This window comes from Pseudolysobacter antarcticus (assembly GCF_004168365.1).
Lineage (GTDB): Bacteria > Pseudomonadota > Gammaproteobacteria > Xanthomonadales > Rhodanobacteraceae > Pseudolysobacter > Pseudolysobacter antarcticus.
In genome coordinates this window covers 2,249,376-2,276,263 of record NZ_CP035704.1, presented here as the reverse complement: position 1 = coordinate 2,276,263, position 26,888 = coordinate 2,249,376, and the positions used below count along the sequence as shown (strand labels likewise).

General features: G+C 58.8%; 18 protein-coding genes. 9 read left to right on the top strand and 9 right to left on the bottom strand.

Features of this window, described 5'->3' with window-relative positions; genetic code table 11:
* Positions 1–7: 7 nt before the first annotated feature.
* The 6 genes from ELE36_RS09620 to ELE36_RS09595 form a co-directional block, all read right to left on the bottom strand.
* Positions 8–1,576 (bottom strand): formate dehydrogenase beta subunit, encoded by a 1,569-nt coding sequence (locus ELE36_RS09620; protein ID WP_129832860.1) that lies wholly within the window; start codon positions 1,574–1,576, stop codon positions 8–10.
* Positions 1,573–2,094 carry a formate dehydrogenase subunit gamma gene (locus ELE36_RS09615; protein WP_242512405.1) on the bottom strand — a complete coding sequence of 174 codons (522 nt, stop codon included), beginning with the start codon at positions 2,092–2,094 and terminating at the stop codon, positions 1,573–1,575. Before ELE36_RS09615 ends, ELE36_RS09620 begins: the two co-directional genes overlap by 4 nt.
* Before the next feature lie 25 nt (positions 2,095–2,119).
* The gene (locus ELE36_RS09610) at positions 2,120–3,778 is read right to left on the bottom strand and encodes an OFA family MFS transporter (protein WP_129832859.1); all 1,659 of its coding nucleotides are present in this window, start codon (positions 3,776–3,778) and stop codon (positions 2,120–2,122) included.
* Positions 3,779–4,128: 350 nt separating this feature from the next.
* Positions 4,129–4,416: a hypothetical protein gene (locus ELE36_RS09605; protein WP_129832858.1), complete on the bottom strand. Its 288-nt coding sequence runs from the start codon at positions 4,414–4,416 to the stop codon at positions 4,129–4,131.
* Positions 4,417–4,430: 14 nt separating this feature from the next.
* Positions 4,431–5,381, bottom strand: a complete 951-nt coding sequence (locus ELE36_RS09600; RefSeq protein WP_129832857.1) for an esterase/lipase family protein — start codon at positions 5,379–5,381, stop codon at positions 4,431–4,433.
* 200 nt (positions 5,382–5,581) lie between these two features.
* Positions 5,582–5,905, bottom strand: coding sequence for an ArsR/SmtB family transcription factor (locus tag ELE36_RS09595; RefSeq protein WP_129832856.1), 324 nt, complete (start codon positions 5,903–5,905; stop codon positions 5,582–5,584).
* A gap of 413 nt (positions 5,906–6,318) precedes the next feature.
* Between ELE36_RS09595 and ELE36_RS09590 the strand changes: the two genes are divergently transcribed.
* The 9 genes from ELE36_RS09590 to ELE36_RS09550 all read left to right on the top strand — a co-directional run bounded on the left by ELE36_RS09590 (position 6,319) and on the right by ELE36_RS09550 (position 18,792).
* Positions 6,319–9,519 (top strand): efflux RND transporter permease subunit, encoded by a 3,201-nt coding sequence (locus tag ELE36_RS09590; protein WP_129832855.1) that lies wholly within the window; start codon positions 6,319–6,321, stop codon positions 9,517–9,519.
* Positions 9,509–10,696 carry an efflux RND transporter periplasmic adaptor subunit gene (locus tag ELE36_RS09585; RefSeq protein ID WP_129832854.1) on the top strand — a complete coding sequence of 396 codons (1,188 nt, stop codon included), beginning with the start codon at positions 9,509–9,511 and terminating at the stop codon, positions 10,694–10,696. The genes ELE36_RS09590 and ELE36_RS09585 overlap by 11 nt, the downstream gene beginning before the upstream one ends.
* Before the next feature lie 4 nt (positions 10,697–10,700).
* Positions 10,701–12,134 carry an efflux transporter outer membrane subunit gene (locus tag ELE36_RS09580; RefSeq protein ID WP_207215898.1) on the top strand — a complete coding sequence of 478 codons (1,434 nt, stop codon included), beginning with the start codon at positions 10,701–10,703 and terminating at the stop codon, positions 12,132–12,134.
* A gap of 167 nt (positions 12,135–12,301) precedes the next feature.
* Complete coding sequence (gene ykgO, locus ELE36_RS09575; protein WP_092410730.1) at positions 12,302–12,427, top strand: type B 50S ribosomal protein L36; 126 nt, start codon at positions 12,302–12,304, stop codon at positions 12,425–12,427.
* Positions 12,428–12,575: 148 nt separating this feature from the next.
* Positions 12,576–12,911, top strand: coding sequence for a hypothetical protein (locus tag ELE36_RS09570; protein WP_129832852.1), 336 nt, complete (start codon positions 12,576–12,578; stop codon positions 12,909–12,911).
* Positions 12,908–13,942, top strand: coding sequence for an agmatine deiminase family protein (locus tag ELE36_RS09565; RefSeq protein WP_129832851.1), 1,035 nt, complete (start codon positions 12,908–12,910; stop codon positions 13,940–13,942). Before ELE36_RS09570 ends, ELE36_RS09565 begins: the two co-directional genes overlap by 4 nt.
* On the top strand, positions 13,939–14,835 hold the full coding sequence (locus ELE36_RS09560) for a carbon-nitrogen hydrolase (RefSeq protein ID WP_129832850.1): 897 nt from the start codon (positions 13,939–13,941) through the stop codon (positions 14,833–14,835). The genes ELE36_RS09565 and ELE36_RS09560 overlap by 4 nt, the downstream gene beginning before the upstream one ends.
* A gap of 82 nt (positions 14,836–14,917) precedes the next feature.
* Positions 14,918–16,189, top strand: a complete 1,272-nt coding sequence (locus ELE36_RS09555) for a TraB/GumN family protein (protein WP_129832849.1) — start codon at positions 14,918–14,920, stop codon at positions 16,187–16,189.
* A 14-nt stretch (positions 16,190–16,203) separates the two neighbouring features.
* Entirely contained in the window at positions 16,204–18,792 is a 2,589-nt protein-coding gene (locus ELE36_RS09550; protein WP_129832848.1) for a DUF349 domain-containing protein, read from the top strand.
* Between the two features lie 57 nt (positions 18,793–18,849).
* Here ELE36_RS09550 and ELE36_RS09545 read toward each other — a convergent pair whose 3' ends face one another.
* From ELE36_RS09545 to ELE36_RS09535, 3 genes are read right to left on the bottom strand one after another with little or no spacing between them, the layout of a single operon-like run.
* On the bottom strand, positions 18,850–21,987 hold the full coding sequence (locus ELE36_RS09545) for an efflux RND transporter permease subunit (protein WP_129832847.1): 3,138 nt from the start codon (positions 21,985–21,987) through the stop codon (positions 18,850–18,852).
* Positions 21,987–25,532 (bottom strand): efflux RND transporter permease subunit, encoded by a 3,546-nt coding sequence (locus ELE36_RS09540; RefSeq protein WP_129832846.1) that lies wholly within the window; start codon positions 25,530–25,532, stop codon positions 21,987–21,989. Before ELE36_RS09540 ends, ELE36_RS09545 begins: the two co-directional genes overlap by 1 nt.
* Positions 25,529–26,737 carry an efflux RND transporter periplasmic adaptor subunit gene (locus tag ELE36_RS09535; RefSeq protein WP_129832845.1) on the bottom strand — a complete coding sequence of 403 codons (1,209 nt, stop codon included), beginning with the start codon at positions 26,735–26,737 and terminating at the stop codon, positions 25,529–25,531. Before ELE36_RS09535 ends, ELE36_RS09540 begins: the two co-directional genes overlap by 4 nt.
* Between the last annotated feature and the right edge of the window lie 151 nt (positions 26,738–26,888).

The following is a 26,888-nucleotide window of genomic DNA, read 5'->3' as shown; positions in this document are numbered from 1 at the left end:
GTATTCCTCAGCTCGCCGCACGCAAAACACGCGGCTCGAAATCTTCGGCAAAATGATTGAGTGCGCTGGTCACTGGAAACGGCACCATGCCACCGAGCGCACACAGCGATCCGGCCAGCAACGTATCGCAAAGGTCACGTAGCAGCGTTATGTTTTTAGCGTGATCCTGATCGGCGATGATGCGATCGATCACCTCGACACCACGGGTGGAACCGATCCGGCACGGCGTGCATTTGCCGCAGGATTCGATCGCACAGAATTCCATCGCATAACGCGCCTGTTGCGCCATGTCGACGCTGTCGTCAAACGCAACAATGCCGCCGTGGCCGAGCATCGCACCGACCGCGGCCAGCGCCTCGTAATCCAGCGGCGTGTCGAATTGCGATTCGGGCATATACGCGCCGAGCGGGCCACCAACCTGCACCGCACGAATCGGTTTTCCTGTTGCCGAGCCGCCACCGAAATCGTAGAGAATCTCGCGCAAGGTCAAACCGAATGCGCACTCGACCAAGCCGGCCTGCTTGAGATTTCCCGCCAGTTGAAACGGCAGCGTGCCACGCGAACGGCCCATGCCGAAGTCGCGATAAAAATCCGCGCCCTTGTCGAGAATGATCGGTACACTCGCGAGCGTGATGACGTTGTTGACCACGGTCGGCTTGCCGAACAGACCTTTCAGCGCTGGCAACGGCGGCTTGAAACGCACTTGGCCGCGTTTGCCTTCGAGGCTTTCGAGCAGCGAGGTTTCTTCGCCGCAGATATACGCACCTGCGCCGAGGCGCACTTCGAGTTCGAAATCATGCTCACTGCCGCAAATTCCGGCACCGAGATAACCTGCATTTTTCGCCGCAACAATCGCCTCGTTGAGCACGCGAAATGCGTGCGGATATTCGCTGCGTAAATAGATATAGCCCTGTGTCGCGCCGACGGCGATACCCGCGATGATCATGCCTTCGATCAGCACCAGCGGATCGCCTTCCATGATCATGCGATCGGCATACGTGCCGGAATCGCCTTCGTCGGCGTTGCAGACGATGTACTTCTGCTCGGACTGCGCGCCGAATACGGTTTTCCATTTGATGCCCGCCGGAAATGCCGCACCACCGCGTCCGCGCAAACCGGAATCCGTCACCTGCTGCACGATATCGCTGGACGAAATTTTCAGCGCAGCGGCGAGGCCACGAAACCCGCCATGCGCGACATAATCTTCGACACTGACGGGATCGGTTATGCCAACGCGCGCGAACGTCAGGCGTTGCTGGCGTTTCAGATACGGAATGTCCTCGGTCAATCCCAGGCTCAAATCATGGTTGCCGCCGTGCAGAAAGTCCGCTGCAAACAGCGCGGCGACATCACCAGCTTGCACCGGCCCGTAAGCGACACGACCCGCAGGCGTTTCCACTTCGATCATGGGTTCGAGCCAGAACAATCCGCGCGATCCATTGCGCACGATCTGGATGTCGGCACCAAGGCGCGTGGCCTCAGCGGCGATGGCATTGGCGGTCTGTTCGGCGCCAAGTGAAAGTGCCGAGGCATCGCGCGGCACATAAATGCGAATGCTGGTGTTGGAGGTGCTCATACGCTTCGTCGCGTCGCCTGGATCAGGCTATCGAATTTTTCGACCGTCATCCGGCCGTGCAGTTCCTGATCCAGCATTACTGCCGGCGAGCACGCGCAATTGCCGAGGCAATACACCGGCTCCAGCGTAAACACACCATCGGCGGTCGACTCGTGAAATTCGATTCCCAAAGTCTTTTTCGCGTGCGCTTCGAGGGCGACCGCGCCCATCGACTGACACGCCTCGGCACGACAAACATACAGTACATGCCGCGCCACCGGTTTGCTGCGGAAGTGATGATAAAAACTGATCACGCCATGCACTTCGGCCCGCGAGATATTCAACGCCACCGCGATCAAATGCACCGCATCCGGTGGCACGTAACCGAGCGCATCCTGCACGCCATGCAAAATCGGCAACAACGCGCCCGGCATACCTTTCAGACGATGCAAAACATCGGAAACCACCGCCGATTGATCCGGCGGCAAATTGTTTTCGGGTTCATTGCGTAGCTGAATCGGTATTGCCGGACGTGCCAAAGCCGTCTCCTGTTGTCGTCTGAAATTAGAAAAGTACCGCGGCTTTTTGCAGCGTCATCCATGCGCCCCACGCGATCGGAATGCCAACAACGAGCCACGCCAGCAACACCGCAAAACTGAAACCGCTGGGCGCCGAACTCGACGATGTCGTCGGAGCAGCGGTTTCGTGCGCTTTCAATCGGGCTTCGGCGATCTGCGCATCGGTCATGAAATATTTGCTCGCTACCGGCTTCACCAGCAGGTTGCAGATCAGTCCGATCAGCAGCAGCGCGACGAGAATATACATGGTGCGATCATAGACCTGCGCCTTGGGCACGCCCGCAGCGATTTGCGCATCACGAATATAGTTGATCAGCACTGGGCCGATCACGCCTGCGGTTGACCAAGCAGTGAGCAGACGTCCATGAATCGCGCCGACGAACTGCGTGCCGAACATGTCCGAAAGATACGCAGGTACGGTCGCGAAACCACCGCCATACATCGACAGTATCACGCAGAAAATCGCGACGAACAATCCGACCTGGCCGCTGTGTCCCATCGATGGCGCGGCCGCGTACAGGGCGATGCCGAGCAAAAAGAAAATCGCGTAGGTGACCTTGCGTCCGAGCCGATCCGACAACGACGCCCAAAAAAACCGGCCACCGATATTGAACAAACTCAATAGTCCGGCAAAGCCCGCCGCGATCGCCGACATCTGCTTGAGCTGATCGGCACTGAGTTGCGCGACACCGATATCGAGTCCGAGCAGTCGGCCACCAAATACTTCCTGCAACATCGGCACCGCCACCGCGAGCACCGCAATGCCGGCAGTCACGTTCATGCACAGCACCATCCAGATCAGCCAGAACTGTGGTGTTTTCCACGCGGTATTCAGGTGCACCTGGCCGCGCGTGATCATGGCATCGTTGGCGAGTTTGGCCGGCGGCACCCAGCCCGCAGGTTTCCAGCCGGTCGGCGGTACGCGATAACCCAGTGCACCCGCGGTCATGAACACAAGATAGATAACTGCGAGAACGAGAAAGGTCTGCCACACGCCGACGGAATCTGCTGTGGCGAAATACTTGATCATGCGATCCGCCAGTGGTGTACCGATCATGGCACCACCACCGAAACCCATGATCGCCATGCCGGTCGCCATGCCGCGCCGGTCCGGAAACCATTTGATCAAGGTCGACACCGGCGAGATGTAGCCGATGCCAAGACCGATGCCGCCCAGCACGCCGGTGCCGAGCCACAGTATCCAGAGTTGGTGCAGCCAGATGCCGAGTGCGCCGAACGCGAGTCCACCGCTCCAGCACAACGCGGCGACCAGTCCAGCCTTGCGTGGCCCGACTCTTTCGAGCCAACCGCCCCACAGTGCTGCCGCGAGGCCGAGCGCGACGATAAACAACGAAAACGTGATCGTGAGCGCGGTCTGAGTCCAGTCGCAACTCGTGCTGGTAAGCAGGTCAAAAATTCCGGCGTCGGGACAGGATTGCGATTTGGTGATGCCCAGCGCCTTGGTCAGCGGCGTCCAGAACACGCTGAAACCGTACGCCATGCCGATACTCAGATGGATGCAAAGTGCCGCGGGCGGAACCAGCCAGCGATTGAAACCCGGGCCGGCGATGGTGCTTTCCTTGTCGAGAAAACCTGCTGCAGCAACGGGTGATGCGGAGTTATTCGTACCGTATACGTTTGCCATACTTCCCCCTGGACGATGCGACGCGTAGTTACGTCCATGTAACGGAAATAGGAGTTTGTGCCGCGGATATCAGACACCGGCATGATGATACGCGCCAGTACAATATCCCATAGCCGACCTTGGTCTAGCCTCAGCGCGCGCATGATCGGCCGCAGCAGAGGGCGGCGGACTGCAGGTATTCGGACGCGACGAAATCGTGACGAAATCGGCAGAGAATCCTATGCCGTCGTCAGGCGCTTGCGTCTGATGGGGGATGATTCGGAGTTGTGGGTGGCAACCGAATTTTCGACTGCAAAATCCCGATCGAGCAGAGAGCACTCTGGTTGCTCTCGAAAGCGGACTTTACGTATTTATTTCCGACCCCACGCGTTCCGTTCGGCGAAGTCGAGCAAGCGTGAGGCAAGGCCTACGCTGCCACGAGTCACGAATCGAATCGTGCCGTAAATCGTTTGCGTAATCGTGGCCTGCACGGATTCGATTTTGCGCACCGGCGCAGCGATGGCGTCGATGCGCTGCAACAGCGCGTACGGCTGTCGCACGATTTTTTGCTGCAACGATTCGCTGGCATTTACCGTTGCCCTAACCACATCTTCGAGCAGATCTTTCGCGCCGCGCAACTGCTGGATCGGAATACGCATGTTTTTCTCCTCGTTCATGGGTGGCTGCACCAAACCTTGATCTGTTCATACACCTCGCGATCATGCGCCAACGCAAGATGATGTACGCCCGCAAATACGCGTGAATGCGAAACATCGTACATCGCATTAGTCGCTGCCGATTCGCGCGGCACGCGCACCAGCGCATCACCCAGCAAACGCGAGACCGGATGCGATGGATCGTCGGTAATCGTGCCCATCATGAAATAATGCTGCGCGGTCGGCAACCAGGCGACGCGCGAAATCTTCTCATCAGCCAACGGCGCACCACGACGCAAATCCTTCACACCTTGGCTGCGTGTATCCAGAATATCTCCGATCAAGCGCGTGATCGGATTTGGCACCGCATGCAAGGTGCGCGCGGTCGCATGCACGAGTCTTTCCAGATCGGCTCCGCTATGCGGCGTGCCGAGATAAAACACTCGCGATACTTTCTCCAGCCACGGCGGTGGTTCGGCATTAGTCTGTTGGCATGCCGCGCGCAAAACCAACCCGCCCATGCTGTGGCCGATCAATACAATCTCATCGACGGCGCACGGATAGTTGGCGAGCAACGCGGTCAGCAATGTCGATAGATCAGTGCCGTTTTTTGCGATCGGCAAACCGCTGTTGTAGCGCAGATAGAACGGCGTGTAGCCGAGTTCCGCCTGCAACAGCGATCCATACGAAACATCGACAGCGGTTTTTTTGTCGAAGTGATCTTTCGCCTCGCGCCAGCTCCAGATATTTTCGCTGCAGGCCAAGCCGTGCACAAAAACGCAAATCCTGTTGCCAGCCTGCGGATACGCGTGACTGATCGCTTGTGATGACAGCTGCAGCGGCTGATTGCCGGAATAAAACGCCATGCCGATCGCAAGGCCATTGCCACGACGCAGCAGATAATCGCCGAACATGCCGTTTAGCGCACTGATCGTATTTGCCGCCCAGCCGGGCGCTGACTCGCTCATGAAAATCACTTTTCGGCGGGATGACAGAATGTGGTGACAAGAGAACACTGATACGCCACACGCTAACTGAAATGCATAGAGCGTTCAGTCTAGCGAGGAATCTTGATCGCTCGAAATTGGTGTGCCACTTTGGAACACTTTTACGTGTTTTTCGCGCGCATCGTACCCGGCAACCCGGTCGCGCGCTTCAGGATTGCCGATCACGTATCCGCAGACGCTGCATCGCGCGCAAAGCCGATAATCATTTCCAGCAATCCAGGAAAACGCGTATCCAGATCCTTGCGCCGCAACGAAATAAAACGCTGCGTGCCGACCGGACTCACGCGTGTGACACCCGCTTCACGCAAACGTCGCAGGTGATAGGTGAGATTGGTCTTGCTGCAGGCATCAAGAAACTCGGCACACGTGGCCTCGCCGAGCGTGTCCAGACGCAGCACGATTTCGAGTCGAGTGGGATCGCTCAACGAATCGAGCACGCCGGCCAGATGGATTTGCTCTTTACGTGGATGATGGATTCTTTGCATGTTTCAACTCTACTGCAAAGCCACACGAATTGTGTCAATGCGCGAATGGATATTTGGCGTTTGCCACCGTATCACCATATCCCAGCTCGTTTCCTGAGCTAACAATAATTTACTTGTCGCTGAGTGCGGGCGCAGCATAAGATGATCAAGTCCAAGATCTGTTGAACTTTAAACTGCCGTCCCGAGTCGGTATAAACCTTGATCTCGTTTCCGCTGCCCACATGCCAAGCTTTGCTGTCGCGAACGCATCAAGGAAGTGTGCAACCTCGTTCTCAGCCAGAGAAAATATGCTCGCTTTTGCATTGCAAAGTTTGCCGACGAGCACGCAGCGTAGCGGCATACTTGCGCCCAGCTCGACAACATCAGCGTGATCCCATGATTTCGCTCACCTATTCAGCCACACGGAACCTCGCATGCTAGGCATCGTACGCATTGCGCTGCAACGCCCCTACACATTTGTCGTGCTCGCGCTGCTGCTGCTGATCATCGGACCGTTGACGGCGGTGCGCACGCCGACCGATATTTTCCCCGAGATTCGCATACCGGTAATCGCAGTGGCGTGGCAGTACACCGGGTTACCACCGGATCAGATGGCCGGGCGCATCACCACGCTGTACGAGCGTGTGCTGACCACCACCGTCAACGACATTGAACATATCGAAGCCACGTCGTATGCCGGCTTCGGTATCGTCAAGATCTTTTTCCAGCCCGGCGTGAATGTCGCGACCGCAAATGCGCAGGTCACCGCGGTATCGCAATCGGTGGTGAAACAGATGCCGGCCGGCACCACGCCGCCGCTGATCCTCAACTACAACGCCTCGACAGTGCCGATCCTGCAGGTCGCGCTTTCAGGCAAAGGTTTGTCCGAACAGAACTTGGCCGATCTAGGCGTGAACGTAATTCGCACGCGTCTGGTGACGGTGCCCGGCGCAGCGATTCCGTATCCGTTCGGCGGCAAGAGCCGCCAGGTGCAGATTGATCTCGATCCAGCGGCGCTGCAGGCGCGCGGCTTGGCAGCGCAAGATGTCGCCAACGCGCTCGCCGCGCAAAACCTGATCGTGCCGGTCGGCACGCAAAAGATCGGCACATTCGAATACACGCTGCAACTCAACAACGCGCCGACGGCAATCGAGCAGCTCGGCGAGCTGCCGGTGAAAGTGGTGAACGGCGCGACGATCTACATTCGCGATGTCGCCCACGTACGCGACGGCAACGCTCCGCAGACCAACGTGGTGCATGTCGATGGCAGCCGCTCGGTGCTGCTGTCGGTACTCAAGAACGGCGCAACGTCGACCTTGGCGATCGTCTCCGGCATCAAGGCGAAGCTCACTGAAATCAAACCCACGCTGCCCGAAAATCTCGAGATCGCGCCGATCAACGATCAGTCATTGTTCGTGCGCGCGGCGATCAGCGGCGTCGCGGTCGAGGGCATCATTGCGGCGGCGTTGACCAGCATCATGATTCTGCTGTTTCTCGGCAGCTGGCGCTCGACCGTGATCATCGCGGTGTCGATTCCACTGTCGATTCTCGGCGCCATCGTCTGCCTCGCTGCGATCGGTGAAACGCTCAATATCATGACGCTCGGCGGCCTCGCTTTGGCGGTCGGTATTCTTGTCGACGATGCGACGGTGACGATCGAGAACATCAACTGGCATCTCGAACACGGCAAGGACGTCGAGAACTCGATTCTCGATGGCGCCGATCAGATCGTGGTGCCGGCGTTCGTCTCGCTGCTGTGCATCTGTATCGTGTTCGTGCCGATGTTTTTCCTCGAAGGCGTTTCGCGATTCCTGTTCGTGCCGATGGCCGAAGCAGTGATGTTCGCGATGCTGATTTCTTTCTTGCTGTCGCGCACGCTCGTGCCGACGATGGCGATGTATCTGCTCAAGCCACATGTGATTCGCGGCGATGATCACGATGAAGGTGCGTTGCCACCATCGCGCAATCCGCTGGTGCGCTTCCAGCGCGGTTTCGAACATCGCTTCGAGCGTTTTCGTGCGAGTTATCGTGGCTTGCTGGAATTGACGATGCTGCATCGGCGTTTATTTGTGCTTGGTTTTCTTGCGTTCGTGGTGGCCTCGTTCGCGTTGGTGCCGTTCCTCGGCAGCAACTTTTTCCCGTCGGTCGATGGCGGCCAGATTCTCATGCACGTACGCGTGCCGGTCGGCACACGAGTCGAGGAAACCGCGACGCGTTTCGCCAACATCCAAGCCTCGATTCGCAAAGTGATTCCGGCCAACGAAATCGCCACGATGGTCGACAACATCGGCATCGGCATCAGCAGCATCAACCTCACCTACAACAATACCGGCATCATGGGCGAGCAGGATGGCGACATCCAGATCGCACTCAAGGAAGGCCATCGCCCGACCGCCGAATATGTCAAAGCGTTGCGCGAACTTTTGCCGCGTCAATTTTCCGACACGACGTTCTCGTTTCCGCCCGCCGACATCGTCAGCCAGATCCTGAATTTCGGTGCGCCAGCGCCGATCGACCTGCAGATTCGCGGCAACAATTTGACCGCCAACTTTGATTACGCCAACACCTTGCTCAAGAAGATCCGGCGCGTGCCAGGCGTGGCCGATGTGCGCATCCAGCAATCGCGCAAGAATCCGGTTTTGAATATCGATGTGGATCGCACGCGTGCGCAGGAACTCGGTGTGACCACGCGCGATGTGACCAACAACCTCGTCGTCAATCTGGCCGGGAGCAGCCAAGTCGCGCCGACCTTCTGGCTCAATCCGGCGAATGGGGTGTCGTATCCGATCGTGATCCAGACGCCGCAATATCAGCTCGATTCGATGAGCGCACTGGCCAATGTTTCGGTCGGCGGCAGCACCAGCAATACCTCGCAAACGCTTGGTGCGCTGGCAAATTTCACGCGCATGTCGGGTAACGCGCTGGTCAGTCAGTACGATATCCAACCGCTGATCCAGATCAATGCGACCACGCAGGATCGCGACCTCGCAGCTGTCGCCAAGGATATCCGCAGCATCATTGCCGATACCGCCAAAGATGTGCCGAAAGGTTCGACCGTGGTTCTGCTCGGACAGGTGCGCACGATGGAAAGCGCGTTCTCCGGCCTGCTGTTCGGCTTGCTCGGCGCGATCGTGCTGATTTATTTTTTGATCGTGATCAACTTCCAGTCGTGGAGCGATCCGTTCGTCATCATCACTGCCCTGCCCGCCGCGCTCGCCGGCATCGTCTGGATGCTGTTCGCCACGCACACCACGCTATCGGTACCGGCGTTGACCGGCGCGATCATGTGCATGGGCGTGGCCACCGCCAACAGCGTGCTGGTGATCAGTTTTGCGCGCGAAAAACTCGATGAACTCGGTGACGCCACCGCAGCGGCGCTCGAAGCCGGGTTCGTGCGTTGCCGCCCGGTGTTGATGACCGCATTAGCGATGATCATCGGCATGGCGCCGATGGCGCTCGGTCTCGGCGAAGGCGGCGAGCAGAATGCGCCGCTCGGCCGTGCCGTGATCGGCGGCCTCATTTTCGCAACCATTGCCACTCTGGTTTTTGTTCCGGTCGTTTTCAGTATCGTGCATGCGCGGCATCGCCAAAAACCCGCATCGCGCGCTGCCATTGGAGAGCCTCATGTCGCCTGATTCCCCCACTCCCACGTTCTCGCATCGCACATTGCGCCTCAGCGGTCTGGTCTTTGTCGTAGTCGCGTTGATCGTGGTCATCACCGGTATTGTTTCCCGCGCGCGAGCCGATACCCGCCTGCGCGACTGGACCGATACCCAGGCCGTGCCGACGGTCGCGGTGATTGCACCCGGTGGCGCGGGTGCAGCGAGCACGCTCGACCTGCCGGGCCGACTTGAAGCGTATTCGCGCGCATCGATTTTCGCGCGCGTCAGCGGTTATCTGAAAAGCTGGAATGTCGATATCGGCTCACCGGTCAAGGCCGGGCAACTGCTCGCCGAAATCGAAACGCCCGATCTCGATCAGCAACTGCTGCAGGCCAAGGCCGATCTCGCCAGTGCGCAGGCCAACGCCGCGCTCGCATCGACCACTGCAAAACGCTGGCAATCGATGCTCGGCACCGATGCGATTTCGCGTCAGGAAGCGGATGAAAAAACCGGCGACCTCGCGACCAAGCAGGCGATGGTCAAGGCAGCGCAGGCAAACGTCGATCGCGTTCTGGCGATGAAGGGATTCACGCGCATCGTCGCACCGTTCGATGGCATCGTCACCGCGCGCAGCACCGACCTCGGCGCGTTGATCAACGCCGGCGGCGGCGCCGGACAAGAACTTTTTGTCATCTCCGATACCAAAAAACTGCGCGTTTACGTGAGCGTGCCGCAAAGCTATACGACCAATATCAAACCCGGCAGCAAGGCGAAAATTTCCGTACCCGAGCAGCCCGGGAAAACCTACGCCGCAACCGTTGAATCTTCAGCACAAGCGGTCAACACCGCGTCCGGCAGCGTGCTCATGCAACTCGCTGTCGACAATGCCAACAGCGAACTGCTGCCCGGCGGATTCGCCAACGTGAATCTGCAACTGCCGCAAGATCTGACCGCGCTGAACGTGCCCGCCAGCGCCTTGATGTTCGATGCTTCGGGCCTGCGCGTGGCGACGGTCGGCAAGGACAACAAAGTGTTGCTGAAGCAGGTCACGATCGCACGCGATCTCGGCAAGGTGATCGAACTCGGTTCGGGTGTTGTCGCGGATGATCGCGTGATCGAGAGTCCGCCCGATGGCATCGCCGATGGCGATGTCGTGCATGTCGCCGATCCCGCGGCAAAAAAAGATGCTCCGGCAAAACCGAAGGCCTGAGTCCATGCCAGCAATAACAACGCGCGTACTGCTGATTGCGGCGAGCCTCGCGCTCGGCGCGTGTTCGTTCGCGCCTCCGTTGAAAGTGCCCGATGTTCCAACCGCAAGCAGTTACAGGGAAGAAGCGCCGTGGACCCAGGCGCAGCCCGCCGATGCGCTCGCACGCGATAGCTGGTGGACGTTGTGCGGCGATACCGATCTTGACGGTTACCAGCAGCGATTGATCGCGAACAGTCCCGACATCGCCGCGGCGCTCGCGCGTTATCAGCAGGCGCAAGCGCTCAGCGATCAGTTGCATTCCGGCTTGTTTCCAACCTTGATCGGCACCGGCAATACACAACGCGATCGGCAATCGGAAGCCAAGCCGCTGCGTGTGCTCGGCCCGTCGTCGCCGAATGAATATGGCTCGAACACGGTCGGCGCCGAGCTCGATTACGAATTCGATTTATGGGGGCGCATTCGCAATCAGGTCGCGTCCGGCAACGCCAGTGCGCAGGCGGCGCAGGCCGATCTCGAATCAGCGCGACTGAGCCTGCAGACGCAACTGGCCGATAACTACATTGCGCTGCGTGGGCTGGACAGCCAGGCCGCATTGCTCAAGGACACCGTCAACGCCTATACCAAGGCGCTGCAATTGACGCAGACCCGGCACACCGCCGGCATTGCTTCCGGGCTGGATGAGGCGCGTGCGCAAGCGCAACTCGAAACAGCGCGCTCGCAAGTTGCACAAACTCTGGCGCAACGCGCTTTGCTCGAACATGCGATCGCTGCGCTGATCGGCGAATCGGCATCCGACTTTGCGATTACGCCAAGAGTCGTTGAGCTGCATCTGCCACAAATTCCGCTCGGCATGCCATCAACGCTCCTGCAGCGTCGCCCGGATATCGCTGCCGCACAGCGACGCATTGCCGCAGCCAACGCCAACATCGGCGTCGCGCGCGCGGCCTATTTTCCGGCGATTACGCTGAGTGCCACTGCCGGTTATCAGAGTAGCGATTCAGGCAACTGGATCAAGGCGCCGAATGCGTATTGGTCGATCGGGCCGTCGTTGTTTCTGACCTTGTTCGATGCCGGCAAACGTCGCGCCGAAGTTGCGCAAGCGCAAGCCGTGCTGGACGAAGCCGGCGCGAAATATCGCGGCGTAGTGTTATCGGCGTTCCAGCAGGTGGAAGACAATCTCGCGTTGCTGAGTCAATATCGCACCGCTTCCTCGGCACAGCAGGCGGCGGTGGTTGCCGCGCAGCGTACACTGGATCTGTCGACCAGCCGTTATCGCGAAGGTGCAGTGAATTATCTCGATGTCGTCAGCGCACAAACCACGGCATTGCAAACGCAACGCGATGCGCTTGATCTCGATACGCGTCAGCGCCGCGCGAGCGTGCAATTGATTCGAGCCTTGGGCGGCGGTTGGTCAGGTGAGGCCTTGTCTGCGCCTTGATGGCGTTTGCTCAACAAGATTCGGAAGCGCTCGCGGAAAAGCGCGAAAGAAGAAATTTTGTGGTCTGTAAGCGCGTTTACCTGTTTCCGTCCAGCAAACCTTTGCATCGAACGTTAACTTACCGCTATAATTGCGCGCTTTACGCCAGCTCCCTTTAAGGATCTCCCATGAAAGTCCTCTCCTCACTCAAGTCCGCCAAGTCACGTCACCGTGACTGCAAGATCGTTCGCCGCCGCGGCAAAGTATTCGTGATCTGCAAGAGCAACCCGCGTTTCAAGGCGCGTCAGCGCTGATCCACGCACACGCTGTTGCAACACTGAAAGGCCGCCCTCAAGCGGCCTTTCTGCTTTGTGGCAGCACGTTGTCATACGCTGGCGACATGGATATGAAACCGCCAATCTGCTACAAAGCGAGCTTGGTTTGATTTTCGAGGAGGCCTCCATGAAAAGTACGTATCTCCCCCGCATCATCGCGTCCGTGGCTATGGCCGCTACCTTTGGCGTGTACGCCGGACAAGCCAACGCGGACACGCTGGCCACGCATCAGCTCAGCACGGTCAACGCAACCAACGCACCGAGCCGCGGCATGAGCATGAGCCAGGTCGAAAAACGCTACGGCACACCGAGCGACAAACTGCCGGTGGCCGGTGGCGATACCGCGCTTCATCCGCCGATTAATCGCTGGGTCTACCCCGGTTACACCGTGTATTTCGAGCGCAACATCGTGTTGACCAGCGTCGCACTGCGAAGTAACAACACGGATTACAGCGGCCAATGAGTTTAGCGGTTTTGCGCCTGCCTGCCGAGTGGGAAGCGCAGGCGGGCATCCTGCTGGCGTGGCCGCATGCCGCTACCGATTGGGCGGAACGGCTGGCCGATGTCGAAGTCACCTATACCGCACTGGTTGCCGCGATCACGCAGTTTGAGCCGGCGCTGATTTGCGTAGCGAGCGGTGAAATTCGCGCCCACGCCGAAAAGCTGCTGAAAAAAGCCAAGGCCGATCTCACGCAGGTACGTTTCATCGAAATCGATTATGACGATACCTGGCTGCGCGATTCCGGGCCGATCACGTTGACGCGTGACGCTGAGTTCCGTCTCAACGATTATCACTTCACCGGATGGGGCGGCAAATTTGCCGCGAGCCGTGACGATCAGCTCGTCGAAGGCTTGGTCGCGCGCGAAGTCTTTGCCAAAGCCGACCATGAGCGTATCGACTGGGCACTCGAAGGCGGCGCGATCGAAAGCGATGGCGCGGGTACGATCCTGACGACATGGCGCTGCCTGCAGCAACGTCACCCGACCCAACCGCGCGCCGAGATGACCGAAATCCTCAAGCAGAGTCTCGCTGCCGACCGCGTGCTTTGGCTGGAGCATGGCTATCTCGAAGGCGATGATACCGACGCGCATATCGATACGCTGGCACGCTTTGCGCCCGATGGCAGCATCGTGTACCAGGCGTGTGACGATGCCAGCGATGTGCACCATGCCGAACTCACGCGCATGGGCGCCGAGCTCGCTGCGCTGCGGCGCATTGATGGTTCGCCGTATCTGTTGCGGCCGCTGCCGTGGGCAAAACCGATTCGTGATGGTGAGCGCCGCCTGGCCGCATCGTATGCCAATTATCTGGTGGTAAACGGCGCTGTGCTCGTGCCGGCGTACGACGATATCGCCGATGCGCGCGCCGCCGAAATCATCGGTGCAGCGCATCCGGGCCGACGTATTGTTCAGGTGCCGTGTCGCGCGTTGATCTGGCAAAACGGCAGCCTGCATTGCGTGACCATGCAACTGCCCCAAGGTGTGTTGGCATGAACACGCAGAAAAGCAAAAACCTGATCGTCGCACTACTGCAGGAAACCGATCGCGGCAGCGTCGCGGCCAATCTCGCTGCGATCGAAATCGGTTTGCGCGAAGCCGCGGCTGCCGGCGCGCAACTGGTGTTGCTGCAGGAGCTGCACAACGGTCCGTATTTTTGCCAGCACGAAAGTGTTGCCGAATTCGACCGCGCCGAAACCATTCCTGGCCCGAGCAGCGAATACATTGGCGGGCTGGCCGCGGAACTGAAACTGGTAATCGTCGCATCCATCTTCGAGCGCCGCGCCGCCGGGCTGTATCACAATACCGCGCTGGTATTCGATCGCAGCGCCGCGATCGCCGGCAAGTATCGCAAGATGCATATCCCGGACGATCCGGGCTTCATGGAAAAATTCTATTTCACTCCGGGCGATCTCGGCTTCGAGCCGATCCAGACATCGGTCGGCAAACTCGGCGTGCTGGTGTGCTGGGATCAGTGGTATCCGGAAGGCGCGCGATTGATGGCATTGGCCGGCGCGGAGCTGTTGTTGTATCCGACTGCGATCGGCTGGGATCCCGCTGACGATGATGCCGAAAAGGCGCGCCAACGCGATGCGTGGATCACAGTGCAACGCGGCCATGCGGTAGCCAATGGTCTGCCGCTGCTCGCGTGCAATCGTACCGGCTTCGAGGCGGCGCCCGATAGCGGACGCGGCATCCAGTTCTGGGGATCGAGTTTTGTCGCCGGACCGCAGGGCGAATTTCTCGCAGAAGCCAGCCGCGATCAGCGTGAACTCTTGATCACCACGATCGACATGGAGCGTTGCGAAAACGTGCGCCGCATCTGGCCGTTCCTGCGTGATCGGCGCATCGACGCTTATGCGGATATTTTGAAGCGCTTCCGCGACTAGCATCCATCTCCTAAACTATCTCGCCCATCGCGGTTGCGATGTGGTTCGACCCTTGCCCATCTTGCGGGCTTACGAGTTCTCCATGACTGAATCTTCCGCCCTACCCGTTGCCGAATCCGCGCCCGTCGAAAGCGGCAGCGTGCTGGCCGATCAACCGATCAAATACGTGCTACGCGATGGCATCGAATACGTGCTGCTCGGCACCGCACATGTGTCGCGCGCGAGCGTGGCCGCAGTGCGCGAATTGCTGGAGACGCAGCAATTCGACGCGGTAGCGGTCGAGCTGTGCGAAAGCCGCTACAACTCGATCCGCAATCCCGATGCGTTGCGTCAGCTCGACCTGTTTCAGGTGATCCGTGATGGCAAAGCCGGACTGGTCGCGGCAAACCTTGCTTTGTCTTCTTTTCAGCGTCGCCTGGCTGAACAGTTCGGTATCGAACCGGGCGCCGAAATGAAGGCCGCGATCGATGTCGCCGATACGCAGAATCTGCCGATCTGGCTGATCGATCGCGAGGTAGGCACCACGCTGAAACGCGCGTATCGCAGCGTCGGTTTCATGGATAGGCTCGGTATCGTCGGTGGCCTGGTCGGCAGTCTCTTCAGTACCGATGAGGTCAACGAAGCCGAGATCGAAAAACTCAAGCAAGGCGACATGCTGACCAGCATGTTCGACGAATTCGCCAAACAATCCGAACCGTTGTATCGCAGCCTGATCGCCGAGCGCGACAGTTTCATGGCAGCGCGTCTGCGCGAAGAAAGCGCCGGAAAAACGTCAGCAGAAAATATTCAATCCGTTAAACCGTTTCGCGTGCTGGCGGTGCTCGGCGCCGGCCATCTCGCCGGCATCGAACGCGAACTGGTCGCACAACAGGAAGCGCCCGCCATCACGCTGGCGCCGCTCAAGGCCAATCCGCCAGCGGCGCGCTGGCCGAAGGTGCTTGGGCTCGGCATGCTGGTTTTGATCATCGCAGCGATCGCATATGCGTTCACGCGTGGTGCGAGTTTTGGTACGCAAGCCTTGCAGGATTGGGTGGTGTTCACCGCCGGCGGTTCGGCGATCGGTGCCTTGATTGCCGGCGCGCATCCGCTGAGTGTTCTTGCCGCAGCATTGGCCGGACCGCTGAAACCGTTCCGCCCTCTCGTGCCGTCAGGCGCGTTCAGCGCGGGCACCGAGCTCTGGTTGCGCCGGCCGCAAGTCGGTGACTTCGACGCCTTGCGTCACGACCTAGTCGAGTGGCGCGGCTGGTGGCGTAACCGCGTCGCGCGCACCCTGATGATTTTCATGTTCACCAATCTTGGCATGATGCTGGGCGAATACCTGGCCGCATTCCGCATCGTCAAACGTTTGATCTGATCGAGTCATCGCGCATGAGTCTGCTGCCCAACAAATTCACCGAACTGCTGTTCAAACCGAAGTGGCAACACAAGGACGCCGCGATTCGCCGCGTGGCCGTGCAGGAGGCGCAACACCAGGCGCTGCTGCACGAACTGCCGCGCATCGCACGCGAGGACGAGGATCATCGTGTGCGTCTTGCCGCGCTGCGCCGGGTCAATGACTTTTCGTTGTACCGCGATCGCGCCGGCAACGATCCCGACCCGGCCCTGCGCAGCGTTGCGCGCACGCAATATCTCGGTATGTTGTGCGGCGAACTGCCTGCCGAAATCGAAATCAACGCTCGCTTGCGTGAGCTCGGCATCATCGAGATCAATGAAGATATCGAGCACATCGCAATCCGCGCGAAAGACATTATCTTGCGCCGCGCCGCGTTCGAGCGTGTCACGCGCGCGAGCCTAATCGCGGATCGTGCCGTCAGCGATCCCGACCCGGGATTGCGCCAGACTGCACTCGAGCGCATCAGCGATGCTGCGGTGCTCGCACGCATCGCTGAAAAGACCCGCAAGACCGATAAAATCATCAGCCGCCTCGCGCGCGAACGCGCCGATGCGCAGCGTATTGCGAGCGGCGACAACGCCGCGATTGTGGCGCGCGTGCAGGCGTTGTGCGAACGCATTGAGGCATTGCTGCGCACCAGCGGCAGCAATACACGCAATGATGATCTGTCGCAGATCGAACTCGCGTGGTCGGCAGTTTCGGCGCAGATACCGGAATCGTTTCGCCAGCGTTATGCCGTCGCTCATACGCTGCTCGCGCAAGGCTCGGATCGCGCCGCGAATCGACTGGTCATGGTCGAGGAAATCGCACCACCCGAGTCGATCGACGTCGGTCCAGAAAGCGAAATTGCGCCGATGGAGGAAACACCACACGAGCCAATCATCAGCGCCGAGATGCAGGCCGACGCCTTGCTCGCACGCGCGAATTTCGATGCCGCTATAGCCAAGGCGCGCGATGAAACCCAACGCGAACGGGATCAGCATCAGGCCTTGCTCGGCGAACTGAAAGAACAGATTGAGCGTTACGCCGGCGCGCTTGATGCGGGCGATACCAGCACGGCGCGGCGCCTGCGTTCGGCCATCACCGAGCAACGCAAACGTCTGCGTGATGTGCCCGCGGCTATCGTGCAAACCTTGCTGCAGCACGAAACCCGCTTCGCCGAACTCGCACAGTGGCAGCACTGGGCGAACGACAAACGGCGGCGTCAACTTGTCGAGGATATGGAAACCCTGCTCGGTGCTGGCCTGCATCCCGATGCCGTTGCGACCAAAGTGCGTGACGCGCGTAACGAATGGCAGAAGCTGGATACTGCCGAAGATCTGTCCGACCAAGCCGCAACGCAAGGCATCGCAAAACGTTTTCAGGCGCTGTGTCATCAGGCACTGAAACCGACGCGTTTATATTTCGACAAACGCGAGGAAGTGCGCAAGTCGCACCAGCAGGAAATCGAAGCGCTGCTGGCTCGCGCCGATGCCATCACGCCGGAAAACGACGACTGGAAGCTGATCGCCACTGTTCGCCGCGACACGGTTTTGGCATTGCGCGGCCAGCTCGATTCAGTCGATCCGCGTCAACGCACGCAGCTCGCCAAGCGCCTCAAGGATGCGATCGCGCGACTCGCCGCATCTACTGACGCGCATGAACTCGCGGTCGAGCAAAACAAGACTGCATTGATCGCCAAAGCGACGAGCGTGGGCGCGAATCCGGACGCGGCGAATGCGCCGCGCGAAGTACGCGAATTGCAGAAGCGCTGGCAAGTCGCCGGTGTCGGCAAGCGTCGCACCGATCAAAAACAATGGGAACAATTTCGCGCGGCCTGCGATGCGGTGTTCGGCAATCTCGACCAAGCCAAGCAGCAACGCGAATCGGCGCATGTCGCATTGCAGACGCAGGCAGCGGCGCTGGTCGACGAGCTCGAAGGTCTGCGTGATGCGCTCGCGCAAGGCAGCGCCGAAGCACGCACGCGGCAACGCGAAATCGATACGCAGTGGCGTGAATTGAGCAATGTCGAGCGCAATCTGCAAACGCGTTATCACGCCGCACTCGAGGCCGCGCAAGCCGCGGGCGAACAGCAGCAACGTGCGCGCCGGCTGAGTCGCTACACCAATGCCGATGCGCGTTATGCGGTGTTGTTCGATCTGGAAAACGGCAAGCTCACGGCTGCCACGGCACAGACGGCGTGGGACGTTTTGCCTGCTGCGACTCGCGAATTTTCCGCGGTGTTGTCACCACGTTTTGAAAACGCACTCCATCGCTCTGAACACGCCAGCGTCGAGTATTCGGAAGCAGAACAACGTACCGAGCAGGCGCACGATCTGCTGATCCGCATCGAGTTTATCGCGGGCCTCGAATCGCCGCCGCAGGATCGCCAGAGGCGCATGGATTATCAGGTGTCGCGCCTGTCCGCACGGCTACGCGGTGACAACGTCGGCAATGTCGAAGCCGAACTCGGTTCGTGGCTCAGCGAATGGTATGCACTCGGCATATTGCCGATGGATCAGGCGGCGGATCTGCACACGCGTTATGTGCATGCGCTGCAGACCTTGCTCGCGCAATTACCCTGATCGAGCTATCTCGATGTAATGGGGCGATAAGCAACGCCGCCCCATTGCATCGATAGGTCAGACGCTACTGGCGCGATGCGCGCGGCCCTTGCGGGCGTCTTGAATCAGGTTGCGTGTCCACGTGCGCATGTCGTCGAGCATCGAGTAAATCGTCGGCAGCACGACGATCGTGACTAGGGTCGAGAAGATCAGCCCGCCCGCAATCGCACGCGCCATCGGGTAATACGGCGGGCCACCGCCGCCGCCCATCGTGTTGGTGCTGAAACACAGCGGCACCATGCCGAGAATCGCCGTACCCATGGTCATGAGGATCGGTCGCATTCGGTCGCGCGCACCTTGCACCAAGGCCCCGTTGCGGCTCATCCCTTGCTGCCGCAGATGGTTTACATGCACGATCATGACAATGCCGTTGTTGACCACCACTCCCATCAGAATCAGCACGCCGATGAACGCCATGATCGAAAACGTCGTGCCGCTGAGCCAGAACAGCCAGAACACGCCGAAGATCGAAAACACGAACGTGGTCATGATCGCGGCCGGGAAAATCAGCGATTCGAACATCGATGCCATCACGACATACACCAGCACCAGCGCGATCAGCAGATTGAGTCCCATCTGCTTTCCAGCCTCGTCCGATTCGTCAAAGCTCGTGCCGAATGTCCAACGATAACCGGCCGGCAATACCACTGATTTCATCGCTGCTTCGATGCCTTTGCGGGCGTCATCCATAGTCACGCCATCGGCGAGATTAGTCTTTATCGAGAGAGAGGTCTGGCGATTTTCGCGCTGCACGCTGGAGGCCGCGCTTTGAGTTTTCAGATCGACCATCGCCATCAACGGAATCATGCTGCCATCAGCGCGGCGCAGTTTGTAATCACTCAGGTCATCAATGCGCTGGGTATCCGCATTCGCAAAACGCAGCCACACCGGCACGTCTTTTTCGCCGCCACGAAACTCCTTGAGATTGATGCCGCGCAATGCAATTGCGACGTATTGCGCCACTTGCTGCGCGCTGAAACCGAAATTCTGCGCGCGGTCGCGATCCACATGCACCGCGAGTTCGGTATCGTTGTTGTTTTCGGCGGAACGCACATCGCGCAGGCCCGGCACGCTTTGCAACACCGGTATCACCGATCCGATAAGTTCGTGCAATTGTTTGCTCGAATCGCCGACCAGCGACAATTGCAGACCATCGCTATTGCCGCTTTTTTGCTGATCGAAACCGACGCTGCCGATCGGAATTTTCGGCAAGCCGTCGCGTATATCTTGCATGATCGCAGCCGTGCTGCGCGTGACGTGATCGTCATCGAGCAGCTTGATTCCGGTAAGGGATTGCAGCGTGGCCTTGATCGTGCGCATCACGCCGCGATTGTCGTCGTACAACTGGATGCTGGTGAACGCCTGACCAGATTCATCGAAGCGACTGTAGGTGCTTTTAATATCAAATTCCTGCTTGTGCTGATGCAGAAATGCTTCGATGTTATGGATGGATTGCTGCATGTCCGGCAAACGATAAACCGCGTTCAAATCGTATTGCAGAAATAACTGTCGCGATCCACCTTGCGGAAACATGTCGGTCTTGGTCAAAACGATCGGCACAAAACTCAGCAACACCAGCAGCATGGTGCCGACCACGGTCCAGCGCCGGTTGCGCAAAGTCCAGTCGATCATGTTGGTGTAGCGCGTTTGCAGGCGCGAGATAAAACTGTCGCGTGCGATGAACTTCGGTGAGGGCAATTTCGATGCGAGCATCGGGATAAGACTGACTGCAACCAGCCACGACGCCAGATGCGCGATCGTCATCGCCACCGCGACCTGCGTGAGGAAAATACTGATCTGATTTTTCGCGCCAAAAATATTCGGCAGGAACACCGCGATACTCGCAAACGTGCCAGCGGCGATCGCGATACCCACCGTCTGCGTGCCCTGCACCGCGCTGTACCACGGTTTATCGGGATATTTTTCCCGGAATTGATAAATGCTTTCGACCACGACCACAGCGTTGTCCACGAGCATGCCAACCGCGAGCAGCAATCCCATCATCGACAACACGTTCAAGGTGATGCCGAAAAAATACATGCAGCCGAGGGTCATCACGAGACAGATCGGAATCGCCAATGACACCATCAATGTCGACGCCCAGTCACGCAGGAAAAAGAACAATACGAAGATCGACAACAACGTGCCGATCAGGCCGGCCTCACCGAGTTCGCGCAGTGAGCTGACCACGCCCGCGCCCGAGTCTTGCAGGAAATACAGCTGGATGCCTTGCAGCTCGGGATCTTTCGCGAGTCGCTGCATTTCCGCGTTGACCGCACGACTGACATCAACCAGATTCGCATTGCGTTCCTTGAACACATCCACCGCGATCGCGGGACGCAGATCGAGATGACGCGCGTAATCCAGGCGACCGGGCTTGAGTGCGACGTTGGCGACATCGCCGAGCTTCAGGCCCTTGTCGTTGACCGGAAAACTGCGGATCGCTTCGAGGTTGCGCCACTCGCCCATCGGCTGCACGCGATAACGCAGATCGCCCTCGCGCACGAGACCGCCGGAGCTTGAAAAATTCGCATCCGACAACCGCTTGTACAAGTCGTTCAAGCTGATGCCTGCAGTGCTTAACCGATCAGCCGAAATCTCGATCTGCACTTCATTCGGTGCGACACCTTCGATGCCGACCTTGGCCACACCGGGCAGGCGCTCTAGTGGACGCTTGAGCTTCTTGTCGATGAGCTCATAGGAATTGGTCAGGTCGCGATCGCTGGCGATACGAATATTGACGACAGCCTGATCCGAGCTTGAAAACTTGCGTACGAAATAACGCTGCAAATCACTCGGCAAAGTGGAGCGAACGGCATCGATTTTTTCACGTGCCTCGACCGCTTTGATCGTGACATCCTGGCCCCACTTGAACTGCAGAAAAATATCCGTGCCATCGGCGCGCGAGGTGGAATTCATGCGCTGAATTCCGGTCAAGGTAGACAATGCTTCTTCAACCGGACGCGTGATTTCGCGTTCGACTTCCTCAGGCGTGGAGTTCGGATACGGCAGGTTGACCGCCATGAACGGGATGTCGATATCGGGAAACAATTCCAGCGGCAGACGTACCGCCGCGATTAGCCCGATCACCACCATCGACACAAAAAACATGATGACAGTGACGGGCCTTTTCAGGCTGAGTTCGGCGAGCGTCATTACACGGCTCCTTCGATCACCGCCGGGCCAGAATCGTGATCACCTTGCGCGATATTCGACTCACGTCGACGACCGCGTTCAAGGTACAAACTGTCGGGCTTGCGATCGAGCAGGTTGTACAACACCGGAATGACGATCAGCGTCAGCAGGGTCGATACCGCCAGTCCGCCCATCACCGCGATAGCCATCGGCGCACGCACTTCGGAACCGTCGCCGGTGCTGATCGCCAGCGGCAAAAATCCGAGCAAGGTACACATCGTCGTCATCGTGATCGGGCGCAGGCGCGATTCCGCTGCGAGCATGATCGCCTGAACTTTTTCCGTACCGGATTCGCGCAATTGATTCACGCGATCGATCAGGATGATCGCGTTCTTGACGACGATGCCGGCCAGCATGATCAGGCCGATGAACACCACCACACTGAGCGGCGTATGCGTGATTTTCAGCGCCAGCACGGCGCCGACCAGCGCCAGCGGAATCGAGAACATGATGACAAACGGATGCAACAGCGATTCGAACTGCGAGGCCATCACGAGATAGACCAGGAAGATCGCGAGCGACAACGCAAAGATCAGCGAATTTACCGATGCATCGAGTTCTTCGCTCTGCCCGCCGATATGAATGCTGACGCCGGCCGCGAGTGGATTCGCCGCGAGCAAACTTTGTACTTCCTTGACCGCCGTGCCGAGATCGCCGTAATGCAGGTTAGCCGAAATGATCGCCACACGTTCCTGAGTGATGCGATGAATCTCGCTCGGGCCGACGGTGGACACCACTTTCGCTACCGCATCGAGGCGCACCAATTTATCGGTGCCGACATTCACGATCAGGTTCTTGATGTCGGCGACCGAGCGACGGTTATCCTGACTGTTACGTACGAGCACATCGATCTTGCGATCCTTGAAACTGTAGCGCGTCGCCACCGATCCCTTGACCTTGTTCACGACCTGATCCGCGATCTGCTTGGAAGTGAGACCCAGTGCGGCGGCGCGATCTTGATCGAATTGGATTTGCACTTCGGGATAACCGCCCTCGACAGTGGATTTTACGTCGGCAAAACGCGGCGAATCGGTGAGCAATTGGGTGAGTTTATGCCCGGCCTTTTCGAGCGCAGACAAGTCATAACCGCGAATCTCGATTTCCAGCGGCGTCGCCAGACTGAACAACGCGGGACGCGAAAATTTCACCTCGACACCAGCGTGCATCGCCATGGTTTTGCGCAAGCCATCCATCGCCGCACGCTCGCCACGCTCGCCCGCATCCGGCTTCAACGTGACCAGCAGTCGGCCGATGTTTTCACCGGAATCGGTCGGGTTGGCATCGAGCCGCGTGCCAGTGCCGCTGACGCCGTAGATCGATTTGATATTCGGATCCTTGGCGTTCTTGAGCTGCAGTTCGCGCACCAGTGCATCGGTTTCCGCGAGCGGCGTGCCAGGCGGCAACTTCACCACCATTTCGAAACGTCCCTGCGCCAGTTGCGGAATCAGATCCATGCCGAGCGTCGGCAGCAACAGCACGGCCACACCGAACATCGCTGCGGCAAATCCAAGCACGAGCAAGGGTTGTTTGAGTGCGCCGGGCAGGAAACGCCGGTAGCCGGATGCCATCCATTCGTACGGAATCAAGACAAGAATCCGACCGATGAAACGCATGCCATGCCCGATCCATCGTGCAACTGGTCGACCTACCAAGACGGACCCGCGCAAGAGGTAATAAAGGATCGGCGACAAAATACACATCACCGCCAAGAAGATGGCCCAAAAAGGCGCAATCACAAGTTTGATCGCAAAGGTAATTGCCCAAACAGAGAATGCCACTATCGGATTCTTTGCCCAGCTTTCTCCAAATGGCCACTTCAGTAATTGCAAACCAAAACCCCAGCCAAAAATGAAGATAAACGGCTTCACCGGCAGGCTCACAAGCCACAAGAAAAACGCAAGCACCACATTTCTAAACTTGCTGTTACCAAACGGCCAGAGGAGCAGCCACAGACCGAATATGCGTCCCTCCTCCCAAAGCGATTTGTCACGCGGCACCTCGTCCTTGAACGCGAGCGGCGCGCGGCCCTTGAGCGACGCCAACATCGGAATCAAGGTCATCGCCACGACGAGCGAAATCAGCATCGCAAACGTCACCGTCAGCGCCTGATCGCGGAACAGTTGGCCGGCGATGCCCTGCACAAAAACCAGCGGGAAAAATACCGCGACCGTGGTGAGCGTGGATGCAGTGACCGCCATCGCGACTTCCGCCGCGCCCTTGATTGATGCGGCGATCACCGACATGCCGCGCTCGCGCATACGCGCAACGTTTTCGAGCACGACGATCGAATCGTCCACGACCATGCCGGTCGCGAGTGCGAGGCCGCCGAGCGACATGACGTTCAGGCTCAGGCCGGCGCGGTCCATGAAGAAAAACGTTGTGATCAGCGACACCGGCAGCGACAACGAAATGATGAACGTGCTCCAGGTATCGGACAGGAAAAAGAAGATGATCAGGATCGCCAGCACACCGCCGAGCATGGCATCGAAGCGCACATCGTCGAGCGAATGCTCAATGAAGATTGATTGGTCGTCGATCAGCGCCAGTTCCGCATTCGCCGGCAAGGTGGGCTTGAGCTTTTCCAGCGCTGCCTTCACCGCCGTCGCGACACTCACGGTGTTGGCGTCGCCTTCCTTGTAGACCGCCATTTCGATCGCCTCGCGGCCATCAATGCGCACGATGCCTTCGCGTTCCTTGTAGCCCTGGCGCACTTCGGCGACATCGCGCAAACGCACCGGCACACCTTTGTCGACCTTGACCAGCAGGTCGCGCATCTCATCGAGCTTGGTGAATTGATTGACGGTGCGCACGAGATAACGTTGCGTGCCTTCATCGATTCGGCCACCGGACACATTGACATTTTCGTCGCGCAGGCGATTGGCGACATCGTTGACGGTGAGATTGACCTGCTGCAAACGCTGCTGATCGATATCGATATCGATCTCGTCTTCGAGACCGCCGCCGACCTTGATCGCGGCTACACCAATGGTGGGTTCGAGACGTTTTTTCAGTTCATCGTCGGCAAAACGACGCAACTGTTTGAGCTCGGCTTCGTTCAACGCCGGCTTCTTGCTGTCGCCGGTCAGACCGAGACGAATGATCGGATCGGTCGACGGATTGAAGCGCAACAGCACGGGTTTTTTGGATTCGAGCGGCAGGCTCAATACTTCGAGTTTGTCGCGTACTTCGAGGCTGGCCAACTCCATGTTGGTACCCCACGAAAATTCGAGGATCACGTCGGATTGACCGGTGCGCGACACCGAATGAATCTTGCGCACGTTCTTGACCACACCGATCGCTTCTTCGACCGGTTGCGAGATCAGGCTTTCGATTTCCAGCGGTGCCGCGCCTTCGTATTCGGTACGCACGGTCAGGGTCGGATAACTCAAATCCGGCAGCAGATTGACCTTGAGATTGCCGAGCGCGATGAAACCGAACAACACCAGGGTCAGCGTGACCATGCCGATGGTCACGCGGCGGCGCGTGGCGAAGGCGACGATGCTCATGCCTTTTTGTCCGCGACCTGCTTCTCGACTACTTGGCTCGGCAACACCTGCACGGCGGTGCCCTCACGCACCGCGTTGCGACCGACCGTGATCACGCGCGCGCCATCCTCGATGCCCTCGCGAATTTCAGCGCGATCGGTATCGAGATAACCGAGCTTGACCAAGCGTCGGTGCGCGACCATGCCCGGCACTGCGGGTGCGGCGGCTACGGCCTTGTCTGCAGGCTTGTTGGTCTTTGCTGCATCGGTTTTTGCTGCGTCCGTCTTGGCTGCAGCCGGAGGCGCCGCCTCGACCACAAATACCGACGTCTCGCCATCTTCTTCTACCACCGCCGAACGCGGCACAGTCAACGCGCTTTCGCGATGGTCGTAGACGATTTCGATACGCCCGAACATGCCCGGACGCAAGATGCCGGTGGTATCGTGGAATTCGCAAGTCACGCGGAACGTGCCGCTGGCCGGATCGACCACCGGCGCGATGCGCTTGATTTCGCCAGTGAATTTCTTGCCACTCAACGCATCGGCGTCGAGTCGCACTGTCTGCCCGGCCTTGAGGATGCCGAGCTGACGCTCGGGCACGTTCAGCACCGCCTGCAGTGGATCCATGCCGACGATACGAAACATCGTGGCGTTGGTCTGGACGTAGTTGCCGATCTTGACCGAACGTTCGGCGATCACGCCGCTGACCGGCGCCACGATGCGCGTATAGGCAAGCTGCAGCTTGGCAACTTCAAACGCCGCGCGCTGGCTCAACATGTCGAATTTGTCGGTATCGTATTCGGCCTTCGGAATCAGTTCCTTCTTGATTGACTGCTCTGCGCGCGCGAATACCGCCTCGGCCTTGTGCATCTGCGCTTCGGTCTGCGCCGCGCTGCTGCGCGCGTTGGCATCGTCGAGTTGCGCCAGCAATTGGCCTTCCTTGACCAGCATGCCTTCTTCGACAAACAGCTTGAGCATCACACCGCTGGTTTTCGCCACGACCTGGGCTTCATGATCCGCAACCAATGACGCCGTGCCGCTGTAGCTTGCGCTGATCGCGTTGCGACCCGCTTCAGCGACTTCGACCGGAACCGCGTTTACGGCATCCTTTTTGGCATCGACCGCAGGTGCAGCCTGGCCGCCGCCACAACCGGACAAGGCGCCGAACGCAGCCAGCAAAATGCCGCCACAGATGAGTTGCTGAAGTTTCAACGATTTGGATTGCATGACGTGGCGCCCGAGGAATGTGATGACTTGGTGTAATACTAAACTATATCACCAACGTAGTGCAAGTCGCATGGTGCGCACTGTGCGTGTTCCGGCCCCTTCCCCGCTAGAGTCGATAGTCATACGTGACGGAAGTCATGCATTTGAATAA